The sequence below is a fragment of the Streptomyces globisporus C-1027 genome (genome assembly GCF_000261345.2).
In the GTDB taxonomy this organism is placed as follows: domain Bacteria; phylum Actinomycetota; class Actinomycetes; order Streptomycetales; family Streptomycetaceae; genus Streptomyces; species Streptomyces pakalii.
On the sequence record NZ_CP013738.1, the window covers coordinates 5,739,546 to 5,758,396 of the forward strand.

Below are 18,851 nucleotides of genomic sequence, written 5' to 3' on the forward strand. Positions count from 1 at the left end.
CCATGACGGACATCATCAAGCTCACCGCGGCCGAGATCGCCGCGAAGATCGCCTCCGGCGACCTGACGGCCGTCGAGGTCACCGAGGCGCACCTGGCCCGGATCGACGCCGTCGACGAGAAGGTCCACGCCTTCCTGCACATCGACCGCGAGGGCGCGCTCGCCCAGGCCCGTGCCGTGGACGCCAAGCGCGAGGCGGGCGAGAAGCTCGGCCCGCTGGCCGGCGTCCCGCTCGCGCTGAAGGACATCTTCACCACGAAGGACATGCCGACCACCGTCGGTTCCAAGATCCTCGAGGGCTGGGTCCCGCCGTACGACGCCACGCTCACGCAGAAGCTGCGCGACGCCGACGTCGTCATCCTCGGCAAGACCAACATGGACGAGTTCGCCATGGGGTCCTCCACCGAGAACAGCGCCTACGGCCCCACCGGCAACCCCTGGGACCTCACCCGCATCCCCGGCGGCTCCGGCGGCGGCTCCTCCGCCGCCCTCGCCTCCTACGAGGCCCCGCTCGCCATCGGCACGGACACCGGCGGCTCGATCCGCCAGCCCGCCTCCGTCACCGGCACCGTCGGCGTCAAGCCCACCTACGGCGGCGTCTCCCGCTACGGCATGGTCGCCTTCTCGTCCTCGCTCGACCAGGGCGGGCCCTGCGCCCGTACGGTCCTGGACGCGGCGCTGCTGCACGAGGCGATCGCCGGGCACGACCCGCTGGACTCGACCTCCATCGACGCCCCGGTCCCGCCGGTCGTCGAGGCCGCCCGCAACGGCTCCGTCCAGGGCATGCGCGTCGGCGTCGTCAAGCAGTTCCGCGGCGAGGGCTACCAGGCCGGTGTCCTCCAGCGCTTCGACGAGTCGGTCGAGCTGCTGAAGTCGCTGGGCGCGGACATCGTCGAGCTGGACTGCCCGTCCTTCGACCTGGCGCTCTCCGCGTACTACCTGATCGCCCCGTCCGAGTGCTCCTCCAACCTGGCCCGCTTCGACGCCATGCGCTACGGCCTGCGGGTCGGCGACGACGGCACGAAGTCGGCCGAGGAGGTCACCGCCCTGACCCGCGAGGCGGGCTTCGGCGACGAGGTCAAGCGCCGCATCATCCTGGGCACGTACGCGCTCAGCTCCGGCTACTACGACGCGTACTACGGCTCGGCCCAGAAGGTCCGCACCCTCATCACCCAGGACTTCGAGAAGGCCTTCGAGCAGGTCGACGTGATCGTCTCCCCGACGACCCCGACCACCGCCTTCCCGATCGGCGAGCGCGCCGACGACCCGATGGCGATGTACCTCGCGGACCTGTGCACCATCCCCACCAACCTGGCCGGCAACTCCGCCATGTCGCTGCCCTGCGGCCTGGCCCCCGAGGACGGCCTGCCGGTCGGACTGCAGATCATCGCCCCCGCCATGAAGGACGACCGGCTGTACAAGGTCGGATCCGCCGTCGAGGCCGCTTTCGTGGAAAAGTGGGGGCACCCGCTGCTTGAGGAGGCTCCGTCGCTGTGAGTGCCATGGCAAAGAAGGCCAAGAACTTCCAGAAGTCCAAGACGGGCGCGTACATCGCGATCGGCACCACCGCGTTCGGCGCCATCAGTGTCGTCAAGCAGGCGAAGCTCGCCCGCCACGACAACGACGTGCTGCGTCTCGTCGACGCGGCCGTCTCCGCGGCCGCCATCGTCACCGGACTCGCGATCCTCTATCGCGAACTGAAGCGTCTCGGCGACGACGACGTCCTGCTGGGCTGAGAGGGAAAGTTTCACCGTGACTGTCACTGACCTGGTGTCGTACGAGGACGCGCTCGCGTCCTACGACCCCGTCATGGGCCTCGAAGTCCATGTCGAGCTCGGCACCAAGACCAAGATGTTCTGCGGCTGCTCCACGGAGCTGAAGCAGGACGCCAACTCCCAGACCTGCCCGGTCTGCCTCGGACTGCCCGGCGCCCTGCCGGTCGTCAACGAGATCGGTGTGGAGTCGGCCATCAAGATCGGTCTCGCGCTCCACTGCGAGATCGCCGACTGGTGCCGGTTCGCCCGGAAGAACTACTTCTATCCGGACATGCCGAAGAACTTCCAGACCTCGCAGTACGACGAGCCGATCGCCTTCAACGGCTATCTGGACGTCCAGCTGGAGGACGGCGAGATCTTCCGGGTGGAGATCGAGCGCGCCCACATGGAGGAGGACACCGGCAAGTCGACGCACGTCGGCGGCGCCACCGGCCGTATCCACGGCGCGTCCCACTCCCTGCTCGACTACAACCGGGCCGGTATCCCGCTCATCGAGATCGTCACCAAGCCGATCGAGGGAGCCGGAGCCCGCGCGCCGGAGGTCGCCAAGGCGTACGTCGCCGAGCTCCGCGAGCTGATCAAGGCCCTCGGGGTCTCCGAGGCCCGCATGGAGATGGGCCAGATGCGCTGCGACGTCAACCTGTCGCTGCGCCCCAACGGCACCGAGACGTTCGGTACGCGCTCCGAGACGAAGAACGTCAACTCGCTGCGTTCGGTCGAGCGGGCCGCCCGCTTCGAGATCCAGCGGCACGCCGCCGTGCTGTCCTCGGGTGGCACGATCGTGCAGGAGACCCGGCACTTCCACGAGGAGGACGGCTCCACCACGGCCGGCCGCATCAAGGACAACGCCGAGGACTACCGCTACTTCCCCGAGCCGGACCTGGTCCCCGTCGCGCCCGCGCGCGACTGGGTCGAGGAGCTGCGCAAGGGCCTCCCCGAGCTGCCCCGGCTGCGCCGGGCGCGGCTCAAGGAGGAGTGGGGCGTCTCCGAGCACGACATGCAGTCCATCCTCAACGCGGGCGCGGTCGACCTGATCGTCGCCACGATCGAGGCGGGCGCTCCGGCGGACCAGGCCCGCAAGTGGTGGATGGGCGAGCTGGCCCGTAACGCCAACGAGACCGGCCGCGGCTTGGACGAGCTGCCGATCACCCCGGCGCAGGTCGCCCGGGTGGCCGCGCTCGTCGCCGCGGGCGACCTCAACGACAAGCTGGCCCGCCAGGTCATCGAGGGCGTCCTCGCGGGCGAGGGCGACCCGGACACCGTCGTCGAGAAGCGCGGCCTGAAGGTCGTCTCGGACGAGGGCGCGCTCTCCACGGCCGTGGACGAGGCCATCGCGGGCAACGCGGCCATCGCGGACAAGATCCGCGGCGGCAAGGTCGCGGCTGCGGGCGCGCTCGTCGGCGCGGTCATGAAGGCCACCCGGGGCCAGGCGGACGCGGCGCGCGTGCGTGAGCTGATCCTGGAGAAGCTCGGCGTCGAGGGCTGATCCCCCCGTCATCACCCTGGAGGGGCGGTGCACCCGCACAACGCGGGCGCACCGCCCCTTCCCCCGTGAACCCCTCCCGTTCTGAGAGACCCCCCTGAACACCGTCACCTCCGAGATCGTCTCCTTCGCCCTGCTCCTGGGCGTCCTCGCCTTCGCCGTCCTGCGCCCCCGGGGCCTGCCGGAGGCGACCGTCGCCGTGCCCGCCGCTGTGCTCGTGGTGGCCCTGGGCGCGGTGTCCTGGCCCGAGGCGCGGGAACAGGTCGGCGAGCTGCTGCCCGTCGTCGGCTTCCTCGCGGCGATCCTCGTGCTGGCCCAGCTCTGCGCGGACGAGGGGCTGTTCCGGGCCGCCGGTGACTGGGTCGCTCGCGCCTGCCGAGGGCAGACCCGGCCCCTGCTCGGCGGGGTCTTCGTCGTCGCCTCGCTGATCACCGCCGTCCTCAGCCTGGACGCCACCGTCGTCCTGCTCACCCCGGTGGTCCTCGCCACCGCCGCCCGGGTCGGCGCGCGGCCCCGCCCGTACGTCTACGCCTGCGCGCACCTCGCCAACTCCGCCTCCCTCCTGCTCCCCGTCTCCAACCTCACCAATCTCCTGGCGTTCACCGCGAGCGGCCTCTCCTTCACCCGGTTCGCCGCGCTGATGGCCCTGCCGTGGCTCGCCGCGATCGCCGTCGAGTACGCCGTCTTCCGCCGGGCCTTCCGGGACGACCTGGCCGCCGGGGCGCACGCGCCGGATCCCGCGGCGGAGCGCACACCGGTGCCCGTCTTCACGCTCGTCGTGCTGGCGCTGACGCTGGCCGGGTTCGTCGTCACCTCCTTCGAGGGGGCCGAGCCGCTGTGGGCGGCGCTGGCGGGGGCCCTGGTGCTCGCCGTACGGGCGCTCGCCAAGCGGGAGACCACGCCGCTCGCCGTCGTCCGCTCGGCCAACCCGCTGTTCTGCCTCTTCGTCCTCGCGCTCGGCGTCGTCGTCAAGGCGGTCGTCGACAACGGTCTCGGAGACGGGATCGCCGCCCTGCTACCGGACGGCGACACCCTGCCGGCCCTCCTCGGCGTCGCCGTGGTCGCGGCCCTGCTCGCCAACCTGATCAACAACCTGCCCGCGATCCTCGCCCTGCTGCCGATCGTCGCGGCGGCCGGGCCCGGACCGCTGCTCGCCGCCCTGATCGGGGTGAACCTCGGGCCGAACCTCACGTACGTCGGCTCGCTGGCCACGCTCCTGTGGCGGCGCATCCTGCACGCGCACGGGGACGCACCCGAGCTGGGCCACTTCACCCGGCTGGGGATCGCGACCGTACCGGCGACGCTGCTGGCCTCCACCCTCGCGCTCTGGGGGTCCCTGCACCTCATCGGGGTGTGAGGAACCCGTCACTCCGGGTTGGACTTTCGGACCGGACCTCTTGGACGTTCACCACCGGGCCGTGCACAGTCCTTCCCGACGCCACCCGGTCTGACTAGCTTCCCGGCTGTAACCACCGCAACCAGGAGGCTCTTTTGACCACGGACATGTCACGGCGACGGCTCTTCGCGCTGGGCGGCGGCGCGCTCGGCGCCGCTGCGGCCGGATCGTTCCTGCCGCCGTCGCTCCAGGCCGCCATCGCCGCGCAGCCCGCCCACGCGGGGTCCGGTGGGCTCGGGTCGATCAAGCATGTGGTGATCCTGATGCAGGAGAACCGGTCCTTCGACCACTACTTCGGCACCCTGCGCGGGGTCCGCGGCTTCGGCGACCGCAACGCCATCGAGCTGCCGACCGGCTCCACCGTGTTCGAGCAGCCCGGGGCGGCCGGCTCCACCGTGCTGCCCTTCCCGGTGCGCGGGGCGGCCGAGGAGCAGAAGAAGGACCTCCAGTACATCGGGGCCCTCGACCACTCCTGGAGCGGCGGGGCGAAGGCCTGGGGCGGCGGCTGGATGAACGGCTGGATCAGCGCCAAGACCGCGGCCACGATGGCGTACTACGACCGCCGTGACATCCCGCTCCACTACGAGCTGGCCGACACCTTCACCGTCTGCGACGCCTACCACTCCTCCATCCACACCTCCACCAGCCCCAACCGCAACCACCTCTGGAGCGGGAAGACCGGCTTCGAGGCGAACGGGAAACGGGCCGTCGGCAACGACGCGTACAACGAGGGCACCCACCCCGGCTACGACTGGTCGACCTACGCCGAGCGGCTGGAGAAGGCCGGGCGCAGCTGGCGGACGTACACCGAGTGGGAGAACTTCACCGACAACCAGATCGAGTTCTACGCCACCTTCAAGGCGATCGCCCGCAAGGCCCTGGCCAGGACCGGCGGCCATACGTACTTGGAAGCCTTCTACGCCCAGGTCCGCGGCGCCTCCGAGACCGAGCGCACCCGACTGCTCGGGCTCCTTGACGAGGGCGTCGCCACGCTCACACGGCAGGAGCGCAGCCTGTTCGAGCGGGGGCTGCGCCGGGTGCCCACCGGGACCCTGGCGGACGCGTTCGCCGAGGACGTGGCCGCCGGGACGCTCCCGGAGGTCTCCTACCTGGTCCCCTCGGCGATCGACTCCGAGCACCCGAGCACCTCATCGCCGGTGCACAGCGCCACGATCGTCTACAAGATCCTCGACGCGCTCGGCACGCACCCCGACGTCTGGCGGCACACCGCCGTGCTGATCAACTACGACGAGAACGACGGCTTCTTCGACCACGTCCCGCCGCCCGTCGCACCCCCCGAGGTGACCGAGGAGCAGTGGGAGGGCCGCCCGACCGGCCTCGGAATCCGGGTGCCGCTGCTGGTCGTCTCGCCGTGGACCGTCGGCGGATACGTCTGCTCCGAGGTCTTCGACCACACCTCCGTGATCCAGTTCCTGGAGCGCTGGACCGGGGTGAAGGAGCCCAACATCGGCGACTGGCGGCGCCGCGTCACCGGCGACCTCACCTCCGCCTTCGACTTCACCCGGGCCCGCCGGCAGCCCGCCGTGCAGAGCCCCGGGGCGATCCCGCCCTTCGAGGGCCGCTGGCAGCCGAAGCCGCCCGCCGTCCAGCACCTCCCCGAGCAGGAGCCCGGCCTGCGCCCGGCGCGCCCGCTGCCCTACCGGCCGGACGCCCAGGCACGGCGGACGGACGGCGGACTGCGGGTGGAGCTGGACAACAGCGGCCGGTCCTCGGCGCACTTCACGCTCTACCCGTACGCGGACGAGTTCCCGGCCCCGCAGCACAGGGACGTCCGGGGCCGGGCGCACTGGACGGTTCCGGTGGCGGGGGAGGCGTACCGCTTCACGGTCACCGGGCCGAACGGCTTCCGGCGCGAGTTCGCCGGACCGGCCGACGGGGGAGCGGAGGTCGCCAGCCGCATCGACCACCGGGACCGCGACATCCACCTCACCCTGCGCAACACCGGCCGCCGGACCCTGACCTTCCTGGTGCGGCCGCTCGGCTACGTCGACGAGGACGACGTGCGGGACTGGACGCGCCGCGTCACGGTCAAGCCGGGCCGCAGCCGGTCGCTGGTGCACTCGGCGGCCGACGCCCACGGCTGGTACGACCTCGACGTCACCGTCGACGGGGAGGACGGCTTCCGGCGGCGGCTCATGGGGCACATCGAGGACGGCCGGGCGAGCGTCTCGGGCTGAGGCGGAAGGGCCTGATCCGTCCCGTATAAGGGGCAGATCAGGCCCTGTGACCATGGCCACGAAACGGACAAAGGATCACGATCGGCTGTCAGAGTGGGCGGTCTCAGGTCATGAGACGTTTACGGGCAGATCACGTTATCTGTGGGTAAAGGTCCACGAACCCGCAGGGAGCTCGTCCGTTGGCTGCCATCGCCCGCTGGTGCATCAGGCATCGTCTCGTCGCCGTTCTCATCTGGTTCGCCGCTCTCGGCGGGACCGCCGCCGCGGCGGGCTTCGCCGGTTCGGCGTACTCCAACGACTACGAGGTCCCCGGCACCGAATCCGGCCGGGCCACCGAACTCCTCTCGCAGGGTTTCACCGACCTCGGCGGCGACACCGACACCGTCGTCTGGCACACCACAGACTCCACGGTCAGAGCCGCCGACGTCGAACAGACGATGACCCGCACGCTCCACGCGATCGAGGACCTGCCGGGCGTCGGCGCGGTCACCGGCCCCTACGGCACCGCGGGCCCCGGCCAGATCAGCCAGGACGGCCACACCGCCTACGCCACGGTCACCTTCGACCGCCCCGCCGACGAGATCCCCGCCTCCCAGGCCCAGGCCCTCGTCGACACCGCGAAGGCCGCCGAGGCCGACGGACTCCAGGTCGAGCTGGGCGGCACCGCCGTCGCCCTCACCGAAGCGCCCTCCGTCCACTTCGCCGAAGGCATCGGCGTGATCGTCGCGGCCGTCGTGCTCTTCCTCGCCTTCGGCTCCCTGGCCGCCAGCCTGCTGCCCATCGCCACCGCCCTCGTCTCCGTCGGCACCGCCTACGCGGGCACGGTGCTGCTCGGCCATCTGATGACCGTCGCCGACTTCGCCCCGATGCTCGGCATGCTCATCGGGCTCGGCGTCGGCATCGACTACGCCCTCTTCATCGTCACCCGGCACCGCAGAGGACTCCGGCGCGGCATGTCCGTACCCGAAGCGGCCCAGAACGCCGTCGCGACCACCGGCCGCGCCGTGGTCTTCGCCGGGGTCACCGTCTGTATCGCCCTGCTCGGCATGCTGATCCTGCGGCTCGACTTCCTCAACGGCGTCGCCATCGCCGCCTCGCTCACCGTCGTCCTCACCGTGCTGGCCTCGGTCACCCTGCTGCCCGCCCTCCTCTCCCTCATCGGGATGCGGGCCCTCAGCCGCCGCGAACGCCGGCAGCTCGCCGAACACGGGCCGCGCCCCGAGCTGCCCACCGGCTTCGCCGCGCGCTGGTCCGCCTTCGTCGAGCGCCACCCCAAGCTGCTGGGCGGGGTCGCGGCCGTCGTCATGCTGGTGCTCGCCCTGCCCGCCCTCGGTCTCCACCTGGGCACATCGGACCAGGGCAACAACCCGGCCGGCGCCACCACCCGGCAGGCCTACGACCTGCTCGCCGACGGGTTCGGGCCCGGCGTCAACGGCCCGCTCACCATCGCCGCCCAGCTCGACGGCGCGGACGACCGGCTCGCCCTGGACTCGCTGCCCGAGAAGCTGCGCACCACCGAAGGCGTCGCGTCCGTCAGCCCGGTCACGTACAACAGCGGCGGCGACACCGCCTTCCTCACCGTCGTCCCCGACTCCTCGCCCCAGTCGCAGGAGACCAGCGAGCTGGTCGACCGGATCCGGGGCGACGTGCTGCCGCCGGTCCAGGACACCACCTCCCTGGAGGCCCATGTCGGCGGGGTGACGGCGAGCTACGACGACTTCGCCGAGATCATCGTCGGGAAGCTGCCCCTGTTCGTCGGGGTCGTCATCGGGCTCGGATGTCTGCTCCTGCTCCTGGCCTTCCGGTCCATCGGCATCCCGATCAAGGCCGCCGTGATGAACGTGGCCGCCGTCGCCTCCTCCTTCGGCGTCGTCGTGGCCGTCTTCCAGTGGGGCTGGGGGAGCGAACTGCTCGGCCTCGGCAGCGCCGGGCCCATCGAACCCTTCCTCCCCGTGATCATGGTCTCGGTCCTCTTCGGCCTCTCCATGGACTACCAGGTCTTCCTGGTCGGCCGGATGTACGAGGAGTGGCTGGAGACCGGCGACAACCGGCGCTCCGTACGGGTCGGCCTCGCCGAGACCGGCCGGGTGATCAACTCCGCCGCCGTGATCATGATCTCCGTCTTCCTCGCCTTCGTGCTCAGCGGCGACCGGGTCATCGCCATGTTCGGCATCGCGCTGGCCACCGCCGTCGCCCTGGACGCCTTCGTCCTGCGCACCCTGCTGGTGCCCGCCCTGATGCACATGCTCGGCGGGGCGAACTGGTGGCTGCCCGGCTGGCTGGAGAAGCGGCTGCCCCGGATCTCCATCGAGCCGCCCGACTGCGTACCGCTCCATGCGAAGATCCCGGGGGCGCGCGCCACCGAGGAGGGTGCCGCGCAGACGGAGGAGGAGCAGGATGTTCGCCATATCCCTGGGTGACGACCAGGCCGAGCTGCGGCCGCTGGAGGTCTGGCAGGACGAGGAGTTCCTCGCCCACATGGACCGGGCCCGCGAGCTGGTCGACCCCTGGATCCCCTTCGCCTCCTTCGCCACGGACCGGGACTCGGCCCGCGCCCTGCTCCAGCGGTACGCGGAGAAGCAGGCGGCGGACACCGGACGGCTCTACGGGATCTGGCTGGACGGCACCCTCGTCGGCGGCGTCCTCTTCCGGATCTTCGACACGGCGTCCGGCAACTGCGAGATCGGCGTCTGGCTGGAGCCGGCCGCCCAGGGCCGCGGCCTGATCACCCGGGCCGCCGAGCGGCTGATCGACTGGGCGGTGCACGAGCGCGGCATGCACCGCGTCGAGTGGGACGCCTCCGCCGCGAACACGAAGTCGATCGCGGTGGCGAAGCGGCTGGGCATGACCCGCGACGGGGTGATCCGGCAGAACTACCTCTACCGGGGCGTACGCCACGACTCCGAGATCTGGTCGGTCCTCGCCCCCGAGTGGAAGGCCCGCACCGGGCGCTGAGCCCCGGCGCACGCCCGGCGTTAAGGGGGCTCTCATCCGGGCCCCCTAGCGTGCGGCGCATGAACACCACCCCCGCCAGGACGACGACCCCCGACGAGACGGCTGCCGCGGACGCCGCGGCGGCGAAGGACACGGAGACGAAGGACGCCCCGGGCACGTCCTCGGAGGCCGGCGACTCCGCGACGGCCTCCGACGACCTCGCCACGCGGCCCGAGGACGACGCGGCCGACGACGGCATCCAGCACGAGGACCTGGAGCCCGACCCCTTCGAGACGGCCCGGCACGGTGTCGGCGCGGGCGCCGCGGCCGTCGTCTCCGCGGCCCTCGGCGTCGTTGCCCTGACCGGCACGTGGAGCGGCCGGGTCGCCGCCGAGCGCGAGACGCTCATCGGCCAGATCAAGACCTCCGGCGGCGGCAGCGCGGCCCAGCAGATCTCGGAGATCTACGGGGACGCCTGGCACACCACCGCCCTGGTCAACGGCGTCTTCGCCGTACTGGCCCTGCTCGTCGGCGTCGTCGTCCTGGTCCGCCCCGCCTTCGGCACCCCCGTCGGCCGGCCGCAGCCCGCCTGGGTCCGCGCGGTCGCCCTGGCCGGTGTCGCCCTCGGCGTCCTCGGTGTGCTGATCTCCGCAGGCATGTACTTCGACCTCTTCGCCTCCCTGCCCAGCGCGGGCACCCCGGCCGGCGGCTGACCCCGGCCGAGTACCCGCGTAAGGCGGGCGGGCCCGCCTCCTAGGGCGTGTCCGCAATGTCGTTTGGTCGTTGGGCCGTTCGTGGTGCGTCGTCATGAAGTGACTGATCAAGCGTGGGAAGTGGTCGGGCCGTTGCTGGCTCCGCCTCGGATGGGTCGTCCGGTGCGGGACCGGCGGCAGGTCCTCAACGGGATCCTGTGGAAGCTGTCCACGGGGGCGGCCTGGCGGGATCTGCCGGATCGGTACGGGCCGTGGAAGACAGTCTACGAACGGTTCCGTCGCTGGTCGGCGGACGGGACGTGGGACCGGCTCCTGGCTCATGTCCAGCAGCACTCGGATGCGGTCGGGAAGGTCGACTGGTCGATCGTCTGCGTCGACTCGACGATCGTGCGGGCCCACCAGCACGCGGCCGGGGCCCGAAAAGGGGGCCCTGCACCGGCGAGGCACTGGGCCGGTCCCGCGGCGGGCTGAGCACGAAGATCCACCTCGCCTGCGACGGGCAGGGCCGACCGCTCGCCTTCACGATCACAGGCGGAAACGTCAACGACTGCACGCAGTTCGAGCCGGTCATGGCCCGCATCGCCATCAAGCGGGACGGGCCCGGCCGGCCCCGCACCCGGCCCGACCGGGTAGCCGGCGACAAGGGCTACTCCTCCCGAAAGATCCGGGCCTACCTGCGCAGACGCGGCATCGCCTGCACCATCCCCGAACGCACCGACCAGATCAGCGGCCGCCGACGACGCGGCGAGACCCCCTGCCGCCTCGACCGCACCGCCTACCGACGCCGCAACGTCGTCGAACGCTGCTTCAACAAGCTCAAGCAGAACAAAGCCCTCGCCACCCGCTACGACAAACGCGCCCGCCACTACCAAGCTCTCGTCACCATCGCCTGCCTACGACTCTGGCTCCCCGCGGACATTGCGGACACCCCCTAGGACCTGTCGGCAGTTCGACGACAGGTCCTAAGGCCCCCACCGCCGCGAAGATGCGGAACTCGCCCGATGCCCCACCCCCGCCTGGCCGACGACAGTGGACACACAGCGAACACAGGGCCCCGGCCGACCGGCCGGGCTACCCCTCCGGTCCGCTGCCACGACCAGGAATCAGGGGAACACCATGTACGAGTACGAGATCTACCGTGCCACCTCCGCCGAGCTGATCCGCCGGGCCGACGCCGAGCGCGAGATCGGCCGGGCCCGCCGGGCCGCCCGCCGTACCGGACGCCAAGACCCGGAGGGGAAGGTGAGGCGGGGCGACCGCAGCCGCTTCGCCCCGGCCGCCTGACGATGGCCCGGCCCGGGACGACCCCCGTGCCGGACTCCGGTCCCGCCGACCCTTCCGTACCGGGCGCGGCGGGCCGGGGCCGTACGGCGGGCGTGATCACCTTGCGCGAAAAGACTCCCGCCGCCTCGTACGCGTATGCGATGCTCAGCGGCGTGGAGACCAGGTCAGTCAGCCCCGTGTTCGTCGGGCGCGCCGAGGAACTCGCCTCGCTCACCGGGGCGCTCGCGCGGGCCGCTTCCGGCGATCCGCAGGCGCTGCTGATCGGCGGCGAGGCGGGTGTGGGAAAGACCCGCCTGGTCGAGCAGTTCGTCTCGGCGGCCGAGCGGCGCGACGCCGTGGTCGCCGTCGGGTCCTGCGTCGAGATCGGGGCCGACGGGCTGCCGTTCGCCCCCTTCCCGACCGCCCTGCGCGCCCTGCGCCGGGCTCTGCCCGAGGAGATGGCCGCCGCCTGCGCCGGCAAGGAGGGCGAGCTGGCCCGCCTCCTGCCCGAGCTGGGAGAGGCCCACCGGGACGCCACCGACGAGCACAGCACCGCCCGCCTCTTCGAACTCGCCGCACGCCTGCTGGAGCAGATCTCCGCCGACCGCCCGGTCGTCCTCGTCCTGGAAGACCTGCACTGGGCGGACGCCTCCACCCGGCATCTGCTCGCCTACCTCTTCCGCACCCTGAACACCGGCCGCCTGATGGTCGTCGGCACCTACCGCGCCGACGACATCCACCGCCGCCACCCCCTGCGCCCCCTCCTCGCCGAACTGGACCGGCTGCGTACCGTCACCCGCGTCGAACTCGACAGGTTCAGCCACGACGAGGTCGGCCGCCAGCTCGCCGGCATCCTCGCCGAGATCCCCGAGGCCGCACTCGTCGACGAGATCTTCGAACGCTCCGACGGCAACGCCTTCTTCGTCGAGGAGCTGGCCCGCTCCCTGGAGTGCTGCGGCGACAGCTCCGGGCTGACCGAATCGCTCCGCGACCTCCTGCTCGTCCGCGTGGAGGCGCTCCCCGAGCACGCCCAGCGGGTCGCCAGGATCGTCGCCGAGGGCGGCTCCTTCGTCGAGCACGAACTGCTCGCCGCCGTCGCCGGGCTCGGCGAGGACGAGCTCGACGAGGCCCTGCGCGCCGCTGTCGGCGCCAACCTCCTGCAGCCCGCGCCCGACACCGACGGCTACCGCTTCCGGCACTCGCTGGTCCGCGAGGCCGTCAGCGACGACCTGCTGCCCGGGGAGCGCACCCGCGTCAACCGCCGGTACGCCGAAGCCCTGGAGGCCGATCCCTCCCTCGTCCGCGACGACGAACGCGCCACCCGCCTCGCCAGCTACTGGTACGCCGCCCACGACGCCGCCAAAGCCCTGCCCGCCGTGCTCCGGGCCGCCGTCGAGGCCCGCCGCCGCTACGCCTACTCCGAGCAACTGCGGCTCCTGGAGCGGGCGATGGAGCTCTGGGACGACGTCCCCGGTGAAGTCCTGGCCACCCTGCGCCCCTTCGACTACGCCGAGGTCTACCCGGCCTCCGGCTGCGACCCGGAGAACGCCCCGCTGCGCTACCTCGACGTGATGGCCGAGGCCACCGTCGCCGCCCACTTCGGCGGCGACCGCAAACGCGCGCTGGCCATCTCCAAGAAGGCCATGCGGGTCCTGGCCGCCGAGTCCGACCCGCTGCGCGAGGCCTGGTTCCTCGTGCAGCGCAGCCGACTGGTGCAGGGCCTCGACAAGGGGGACGGCTGGGAGGAGCTGGCCACCGCGCAGGAACTGGTGCGCGGCCTGCCGCCGTCCCCCGTGCAGGCCGACGTCCTGACCAACGTGGCCAGTTGGAAGGCGCTGCACCAGCCGGGCCCGGAGGCACTCGCCGACAGCGACCGCGCGGTGGAGTACGCCCGGCTCGTCGGCGACGAGTACATCGAGCTGCACGCCCGCCTCACCCGCGGCTGGCTCACCGCGGACGCCGGCGGCGTCGAGGACGGCCTCGCCGAGATGTACGCGGTCCGGGACCGCGCCGAACAACTCCACCTGATGAACCTCCTCGGCCGGGTCAGCGTCAACCTGCCCTCCTCACTGGAGGCGATGGGCCGCTCGCTGGAGGCCGTCGCCGCCGCCGACCACGGCATCGAGATCTGCCACAGCCACGGCCTGGCCGACTCCGGGGCCTGGGTGCACGCCAACCAGTCCCAGTCCCTGTTCTCCCTCGGACACTGGACCCAGAGCGAGGCCGCCGCCGCGTCCGCCGCCCGGCTGGCGCTGGGCCCCCGGGCCAAGGGCCTCGCCGCGCTGCGCCGTACCGAACTGGCCGTCGCCCGCGGGGACACGGCCGAGGCGGAGGAGCAGCTCGCCCTGGTCCGCAGGCACTTCGGACACCGCGACCCGCAGCACCAGCACGTGATCGACCCCGTCCGGCACGGCATGGTGCTGGCCGCCTCCCAGGGCAGGCTCGCCGAGGCACGGACCGCGTTCGGGGCGCTGGCCGCGGCCGGCTTCCCGCCCGGCACCCAGCGCTACGCCCTGCCGCTGCTCCAGACCGCCGCCATGATCGAGGCGGACGCCCGCGGACTGCCCGCCGCCGAACCGGGCCGGCCGGAGCTGCTCGCCCTGATCCGCCGGTGCGTGAAGGGCCTCCCGATGCTCGTCCCCGTATGGCAGGCCTACGGCGTCTTCATCGAGGCGGAGCTGGCCCGGGCGGAGGGCACGGACACCCCGGGCCACTGGGCCCGCGCCGCCGAGACCTTCGGCCCGCTGTGCCGCCCGTACCAACTGGCCCAGATCCACCGCCGGTGGGCCGAGTCCCTGCTCATCGCCCCCGGCGAGCGGTCCACCGCCACGGCACTGCTGCACCGCGCCCAGGAGACCGCCCGGCGGCTCGGCGCGCGCCCGCTCGCCGAGGCGGTCGAACAGCTGGCCGCCCGCGCCCGCATCACCCTCGACGGCTCCGGCACGGCACCCGGTCCCGACGCCGGAATCCACCCGGCCGTCCTGGCCCCCGTATCCGCCGCCGACGGCCCCGACCGGCCGCCGGCCGAGGAGGAGGACCCCGCCATCGCCGCCGTGGCGTCCTTCGGGCTGACCCCGCGCGAGCAGGACGTGCACCGGCTGGTCGCGGCCGGACACACCAACCGGAAGATCGCCGAGGAGCTGTTCATCTCCCCGAAGACCGCGAGCGTCCACGTCTCCAACATCCTGGCCAAGCTCGGCGTCTCCAGCCGCGGTGAGGCCGCTGCCCTCGCCCACCGCCTGAGGCTCTACCCGGCGGCGTAGGGCTCTTCGGGGTCCGAGTCCGGGGGACGCACGGTGACCTTCCCCGAGGCCAGATCTATCGGCCCCCGGTGCGGATCGCCGATACCCAGATCGACCCGGCTCAGCTCCAGCCGCTTCCGCTCGTCGGAGGTGTGCTTGCGCCCCGGGGCGAAGAGCTCCTCGAAGAAATTGAACACCGGCCGTGCTCCCTCCGACATGTCGCGCGGGGCGGCCCGCTACTCCACCTCGACCTGGAGGATCCTGTCGTCCCCGTCCTGCTCCGTTCCCCGTCCGTCCGTGTTGCTGGTGAGCAGCCACAGGCGGTCGCCCCCCGCGCTCACCACCGTGCGCAGGCGGCCGTGCTCCTCCTCCAGGAACGCCTGGGGGTCCGCGAGAGGTTCCCCGGCCTTCTCGCCGGACAGCGGGATCCGCCACAGCCGCTCACCGCGCAGTCCGGCCATCCAGATCGAGCCCTCCGCGTACGCGATTCCGCTGGGGGAGGCATCCGAGGTCTTCCACTGCGCCACCGGGTCGATGAACCCGTCCTCGCCCTCCTCGCCCTCGACCTCGGGCCAGCCGTAGTTCCCGCCGGGCTCGATCAGATTCAGCTCGTCCCAGGTGTTCTGGCCGAACTCGGCGGCCCACAGCCGCTTCTCCGCGTCCCAGGCGAGCCCTTGCACATTGCGGTGGCCGTACGAATACACCACCGAGTCCGCCTCCGGATTGCCGTGCACCGGCTCGCCGTCGGGCGTCATCCGCAGGATCTTGCCCGCCAGCGACTCCTTGTCCTGCGACAGCTCCGTGTCCCCGGCCTCGCCCGTGCCCGCGTACAGCATCTTGTCCGGGCCGAAGGCGATCCGGCCGCCGTTGTGGATGCTGCCCTTGGGGATACCGCGCAGCACCGTGTCCGGGGCGCCGAGCTGCTGTCCCGCCGGGCGCTTCTCGTCGTAACTCATCCGGACGATCCGGTTGTCGGACGTGGTCGTGAAGTAGGCGTACACCTGCTGGTCCGCGCCGAAGGTGGACGAGACGGCGAGCCCGAGCAGTCCGCCCTCGCCGGCCGGGGCGACCCCGGGCACCGAGCCCAGCAGCGTCTGCTTGCCGCTCTCGCCGTCGATCCGGTGGATCGTCCCCTCGTCCCGCGAGGACACCAGCAGATCACCGCCCGGCAGCGCGGCCAGACCCCACGGCGACTTCAGGTTCTCCGTCAGCGTCGAGACGACCTTCGCCGAGCCCTTCCCGGGCGGCAGGTCCGCCGACCGGCTCGGCGAGGCCGGGGAAGCGGAGCCCGAGGCGGTCGGGGAACCGGCCGGCCGCCCGGACGCACCACCGTCCCCGTCCCCGTCGCCGGAACACGCGGCGGACAGCAGCAGGGCGGCCGACGCCACCGCGGCCAGCACCCCCCTGCGCACGGCCGGGGACTGCACATGTCCGATCAGAGCACCACGCACGGAACCGATCCTTTCGACGGCTGCCCGACTACCTGCTCCTGCATCCTCATCTGTTCCTACTGCCCCGACCGGTCCAGAAGTTCCCGATCCGCCCATTCTCCCGCCGTACGGGGCGCGACGCTCAGTCCCAGGACTCGCGGGCGGCGGGCAGCGCGTCGATCTCCGCCAGGTCCCGGTCGTCCAGGACCACCCCGGCCGCCCCGGCGTTCTCCACCGCCCACTGCTCCCGCTTCGTCCCGGGCACCGGCACCACATGCGGGCCCTGGCGCAGCACCCACGCCAGCGCCACCTGCGCCACGGTCGCCCCCCGGCGCTCCGCGACCCGCCGCAGACCGGCCACCACCGGCTGGTTCGCCGCCATCACCTCGGCCGTGAACCGAGGATGCCGGGCCCGCAGGTCCTCCGGCTCGAACCCCTGCCCCGGCTTCAGCGTCCCGGTCAGATAACCGCTGCCCAGCGGCATCGCGGCCAGCAGTCCGACCCCGCGCGCCACGCACCACGGCAGCAGCTCGGTGAGCGCCTCCCGCGACCACACCGACAGCTCCGCCTCGACGGCGCTGACCGGGAAGACCTGCTGGATCCGTTCCAACTGCCGGATCGTTCCCTCGAACGGGCCCTCGCCCGACCGGCGCGGGGCCCGCGCCCCCACGGCGCACAGCCCCAGCGAGCGCACCTTGCCCACGGTGACCAGCTCCGCCATCGCGCCCCAGGTCTCCTCCACCGGCACCTCGGGGTCGGCCCGGTGCAGCTGGTACAGGTCGATCACGTCGGTCTGGAGCCGCCGCAGCGAGGCGTCGCAGGCCCGCCGGACGTACCCGGGCCGGCCGTTCGCGACGATGTGCTGATCGCCCACCAGGAGCCCGCACTTGGTGGAGACGAACGCCTCCTCGCGGCGGCCCTTCAGCGCCCGCCCCACCAGCAGCTCATTGGTGAACGGGCCGTACATGTCCGCGGTGTCGAGCAGCCGGACGCCCGCGTCCAGGGCCGCGTGCACCGTCCGCACGGAACGGTCGCCGAGCCGCTGCGACGCGCTGTAACCCCAGCTCATCGGCATACAGCCGAGCCCGACCGCACCCACGGCAAGCCCCGCCGCCCCGATAGTCCTGCACTCCAACTCCCCGAACCCTCCATGCTCTCCCGTCGGCACGGGGCCGTACCGCACCCCAAAGTAACCTCTGGCCTCCCGAGGTCTTCTCCCAGCCGCCCTGGAGCGCTCGCGCACCCGTCGCATAGCCTCCCGACCATGACTGCGACGACTGCTGATGTATGGCTGCCCTTCCCGGCCGAGGAGATCGACGGGCTTCCGGACGGGCCCAACTACCTCTTCTGGAACGGTGGCCCGGACTTCCCCGCCGATCCGGCCGACTGCGCCTACTACGTCGTTCCCTACATGCAGGGCCCCGAGGTCGCGCAGCGCCCGCTGGCCTCGATGACCTCGGTCCAGGTGGTCCAGACGCTCTCCGCCGGCATCGACCACGTCGAGCCCGGCCTCCCCCTGCTGCCCGCCGGGGTGCGGCTCTGCAACGCCAAGGGGGTGCACGAGGCGTCGACCGCCGAGCTGACCCTCGCGCTGATCCTGGCCTCCCTGCGCGGCATCCCCGGGTTCGTCCACGGCCAGGACAAGGAGGAGTGGCGCTCCGGCTTCTACCCGGCGCTCGCCGACAAGTCCGTCCTCATCGTGGGGTACGGCTCCATCGGCTCGGCCATCGAGGACCGGCTCGCCCCCTTCGAGTGCGCGCGGGTGGCGCGCGTCGCGCGCTCCACGCGGACCACCGCACGCGGTCCCGTACGCACGCTCGACGATCTGCCCGCCCTCCTGCCCGAGGCCGACGTGGTGATCCTCTCCACCCCGCTGAACCCGTCCACCCAGGGGCTGGTGGGCGCCGACTTCCTCGCCGCGATGCCCGACGGCGCCCTCCTCGTCAACGTCGCCCGCGGCGGAGTCGTCGACACGAAGGCCCTGTTGGCCGAACTGGAATCCGGACGGCTGCGGGCCGCGCTCGACGTGACCGACCCCGAACCCCTGCCCCAGGGCCATCCCCTCTGGCATGCTCCGAATGTCTTGATCACGCCTCATGTGGGCGGCAGCACCTCGGCGTTCGAACCCCGCGCCAAGCGGCTGCTGGCCGCACAGCTCACCCGGTTCGCCGCCGGAGAGCCGGTACGGAACGTCGTCACCACCACCGGCTGACCCCGCCGAAGCGGCCACGCTACGGGGTGGTCCGGATGCACGCAGTGCCGCTCACCTCGTCATTCGTCACGGAGCGTAGAGAAGCTATGGCCCTGAGTGACGGATCTGGTGTATCGTCCGATCCGGGGCGCTGCGCCGTGAAAGGGACGGCGCGGGGGAGCATCGGAACGCGAGGGGGCGACGGGCGATGTGCTGGCCATGGAGAG

Annotated in this window: 14 protein-coding genes and 1 pseudogene; 12 read left to right on the plus strand and 3 right to left on the minus strand. The window is 72.2% G+C overall.

The genetic code is table 11. From position 1 onward, the window contains the following. Window positions 1–2: 2 nt before the first annotated feature. The 11 genes and pseudogenes from gatA (at window position 3) to WQO_RS25445 (ending at window position 15,024) form a co-directional block, all read left to right on the plus strand. Window positions 3–1,496, plus strand: coding sequence for an Asp-tRNA(Asn)/Glu-tRNA(Gln) amidotransferase subunit GatA (gatA, locus tag WQO_RS25395; protein ID WP_010059968.1), 1,494 nt, complete (start codon window positions 3–5; stop codon window positions 1,494–1,496). A gap of 5 nt (window positions 1,497–1,501) precedes the next feature. Next, on the plus strand, window positions 1,502–1,735 hold the full coding sequence (locus WQO_RS25400) for a hypothetical protein (RefSeq protein WP_010059966.1): 234 nt from the start codon (window positions 1,502–1,504) through the stop codon (window positions 1,733–1,735). Between the two features lie 16 nt (window positions 1,736–1,751). Next, window positions 1,752–3,260: an Asp-tRNA(Asn)/Glu-tRNA(Gln) amidotransferase subunit GatB gene (gene gatB / locus WQO_RS25405; protein WP_010059964.1), complete on the plus strand. Its 1,509-nt coding sequence runs from the start codon at window positions 1,752–1,754 to the stop codon at window positions 3,258–3,260. 115 nt (window positions 3,261–3,375) lie between these two features. Next, the gene (locus WQO_RS25410) at window positions 3,376–4,614 is read left to right on the plus strand and encodes an arsenic transporter (protein ID WP_418082128.1); all 1,239 of its coding nucleotides are present in this window, start codon (window positions 3,376–3,378) and stop codon (window positions 4,612–4,614) included. 134 nt (window positions 4,615–4,748) lie between these two features. Beyond that, on the plus strand, window positions 4,749–6,851 hold the full coding sequence (locus WQO_RS25415) for a phosphocholine-specific phospholipase C (protein ID WP_010059962.1): 2,103 nt from the start codon (window positions 4,749–4,751) through the stop codon (window positions 6,849–6,851). Between the two features lie 179 nt (window positions 6,852–7,030). After that, a complete protein-coding gene (locus WQO_RS25420; protein WP_010059961.1) occupies window positions 7,031–9,271 on the plus strand; it encodes an MMPL family transporter in 2,241 nt (746 codons plus the stop codon). Beyond that, window positions 9,249–9,806, plus strand: coding sequence for a GNAT family N-acetyltransferase (locus WQO_RS25425; RefSeq protein ID WP_010059960.1), 558 nt, complete (start codon window positions 9,249–9,251; stop codon window positions 9,804–9,806). The genes WQO_RS25420 and WQO_RS25425 overlap by 23 nt, the downstream gene beginning before the upstream one ends. Window positions 9,807–9,865: 59 nt before the next feature. After that, window positions 9,866–10,498: a hypothetical protein gene (locus WQO_RS25430; RefSeq protein ID WP_079055596.1), complete on the plus strand. Its 633-nt coding sequence runs from the start codon at window positions 9,866–9,868 to the stop codon at window positions 10,496–10,498. An 84-nt stretch (window positions 10,499–10,582) separates the two neighbouring features. Further along, window positions 10,583–11,433, plus strand: a pseudogene (locus tag WQO_RS35315) (IS5 family transposase). Window positions 11,434–11,614: 181 nt separating this feature from the next. Continuing rightward, window positions 11,615–11,782 carry a hypothetical protein gene (locus WQO_RS36470; protein WP_010056427.1) on the plus strand — a complete coding sequence of 56 codons (168 nt, stop codon included), beginning with the start codon at window positions 11,615–11,617 and terminating at the stop codon, window positions 11,780–11,782. Window positions 11,783–11,784: 2 nt separating this feature from the next. Next, the gene (locus tag WQO_RS25445) at window positions 11,785–15,024 is read left to right on the plus strand and encodes a helix-turn-helix transcriptional regulator (protein ID WP_029181899.1); all 3,240 of its coding nucleotides are present in this window, start codon (window positions 11,785–11,787) and stop codon (window positions 15,022–15,024) included. On the opposite strand, the gene WQO_RS25450 is transcribed toward WQO_RS25445, so the two are convergent. From WQO_RS25450 to WQO_RS25460, 3 genes are all read right to left on the minus strand, one after another. Beyond that, on the minus strand, window positions 15,009–15,200 hold the full coding sequence (locus WQO_RS25450) for a DUF6191 domain-containing protein (protein WP_010056423.1): 192 nt from the start codon (window positions 15,198–15,200) through the stop codon (window positions 15,009–15,011). The two genes, WQO_RS25445 and WQO_RS25450, sit on opposite strands and share 16 nt — an antisense overlap. 39 nt (window positions 15,201–15,239) lie before the next feature. After that, complete coding sequence (locus WQO_RS25455; protein ID WP_079055597.1) at window positions 15,240–16,454, minus strand: PQQ-dependent sugar dehydrogenase; 1,215 nt, start codon at window positions 16,452–16,454, stop codon at window positions 15,240–15,242. A gap of 121 nt (window positions 16,455–16,575) precedes the next feature. Continuing rightward, window positions 16,576–17,532 (minus strand): aldo/keto reductase, encoded by a 957-nt coding sequence (locus tag WQO_RS25460; RefSeq protein ID WP_010056420.1) that lies wholly within the window; start codon window positions 17,530–17,532, stop codon window positions 16,576–16,578. 165 nt (window positions 17,533–17,697) lie between these two features. Between WQO_RS25460 and WQO_RS25465 the strand changes: the two genes are divergently transcribed. Further along, window positions 17,698–18,645: a 2-hydroxyacid dehydrogenase gene (locus WQO_RS25465; RefSeq protein ID WP_010056419.1), complete on the plus strand. Its 948-nt coding sequence runs from the start codon at window positions 17,698–17,700 to the stop codon at window positions 18,643–18,645. The last annotated feature ends 206 nt before the right edge of the window (window positions 18,646–18,851 follow it).

Bases quoted from the DNA above. Each gene is read 5' to 3' on its own strand.
- gatA (WP_010059968.1), top strand. From the start codon at position 3: ATGACGGACATCATCAAGCTCACCGCGGCCGAGATCGCCGCGAAGATC.
- WQO_RS25400 (WP_010059966.1), top strand. From the start codon at position 1,502: ATGGCAAAGAAGGCCAAGAACTTCCAGAAGTCCAAGACGGGCGCGTAC.
- WQO_RS25425 (WP_010059960.1), top strand. From the start codon at position 9,249: ATGTTCGCCATATCCCTGGGTGACGACCAGGCCGAGCTGCGGCCGCTG.
- WQO_RS25430 (WP_079055596.1), top strand. From the start codon at position 9,866: ATGAACACCACCCCCGCCAGGACGACGACCCCCGACGAGACGGCTGCC.
- WQO_RS36470 (WP_010056427.1), top strand. From the start codon at position 11,615: ATGTACGAGTACGAGATCTACCGTGCCACCTCCGCCGAGCTGATCCGC.
- WQO_RS25445 (WP_029181899.1), top strand. From the start codon at position 11,785: ATGGCCCGGCCCGGGACGACCCCCGTGCCGGACTCCGGTCCCGCCGAC.
- WQO_RS25465 (WP_010056419.1), top strand. From the start codon at position 17,698: ATGACTGCGACGACTGCTGATGTATGGCTGCCCTTCCCGGCCGAGGAG.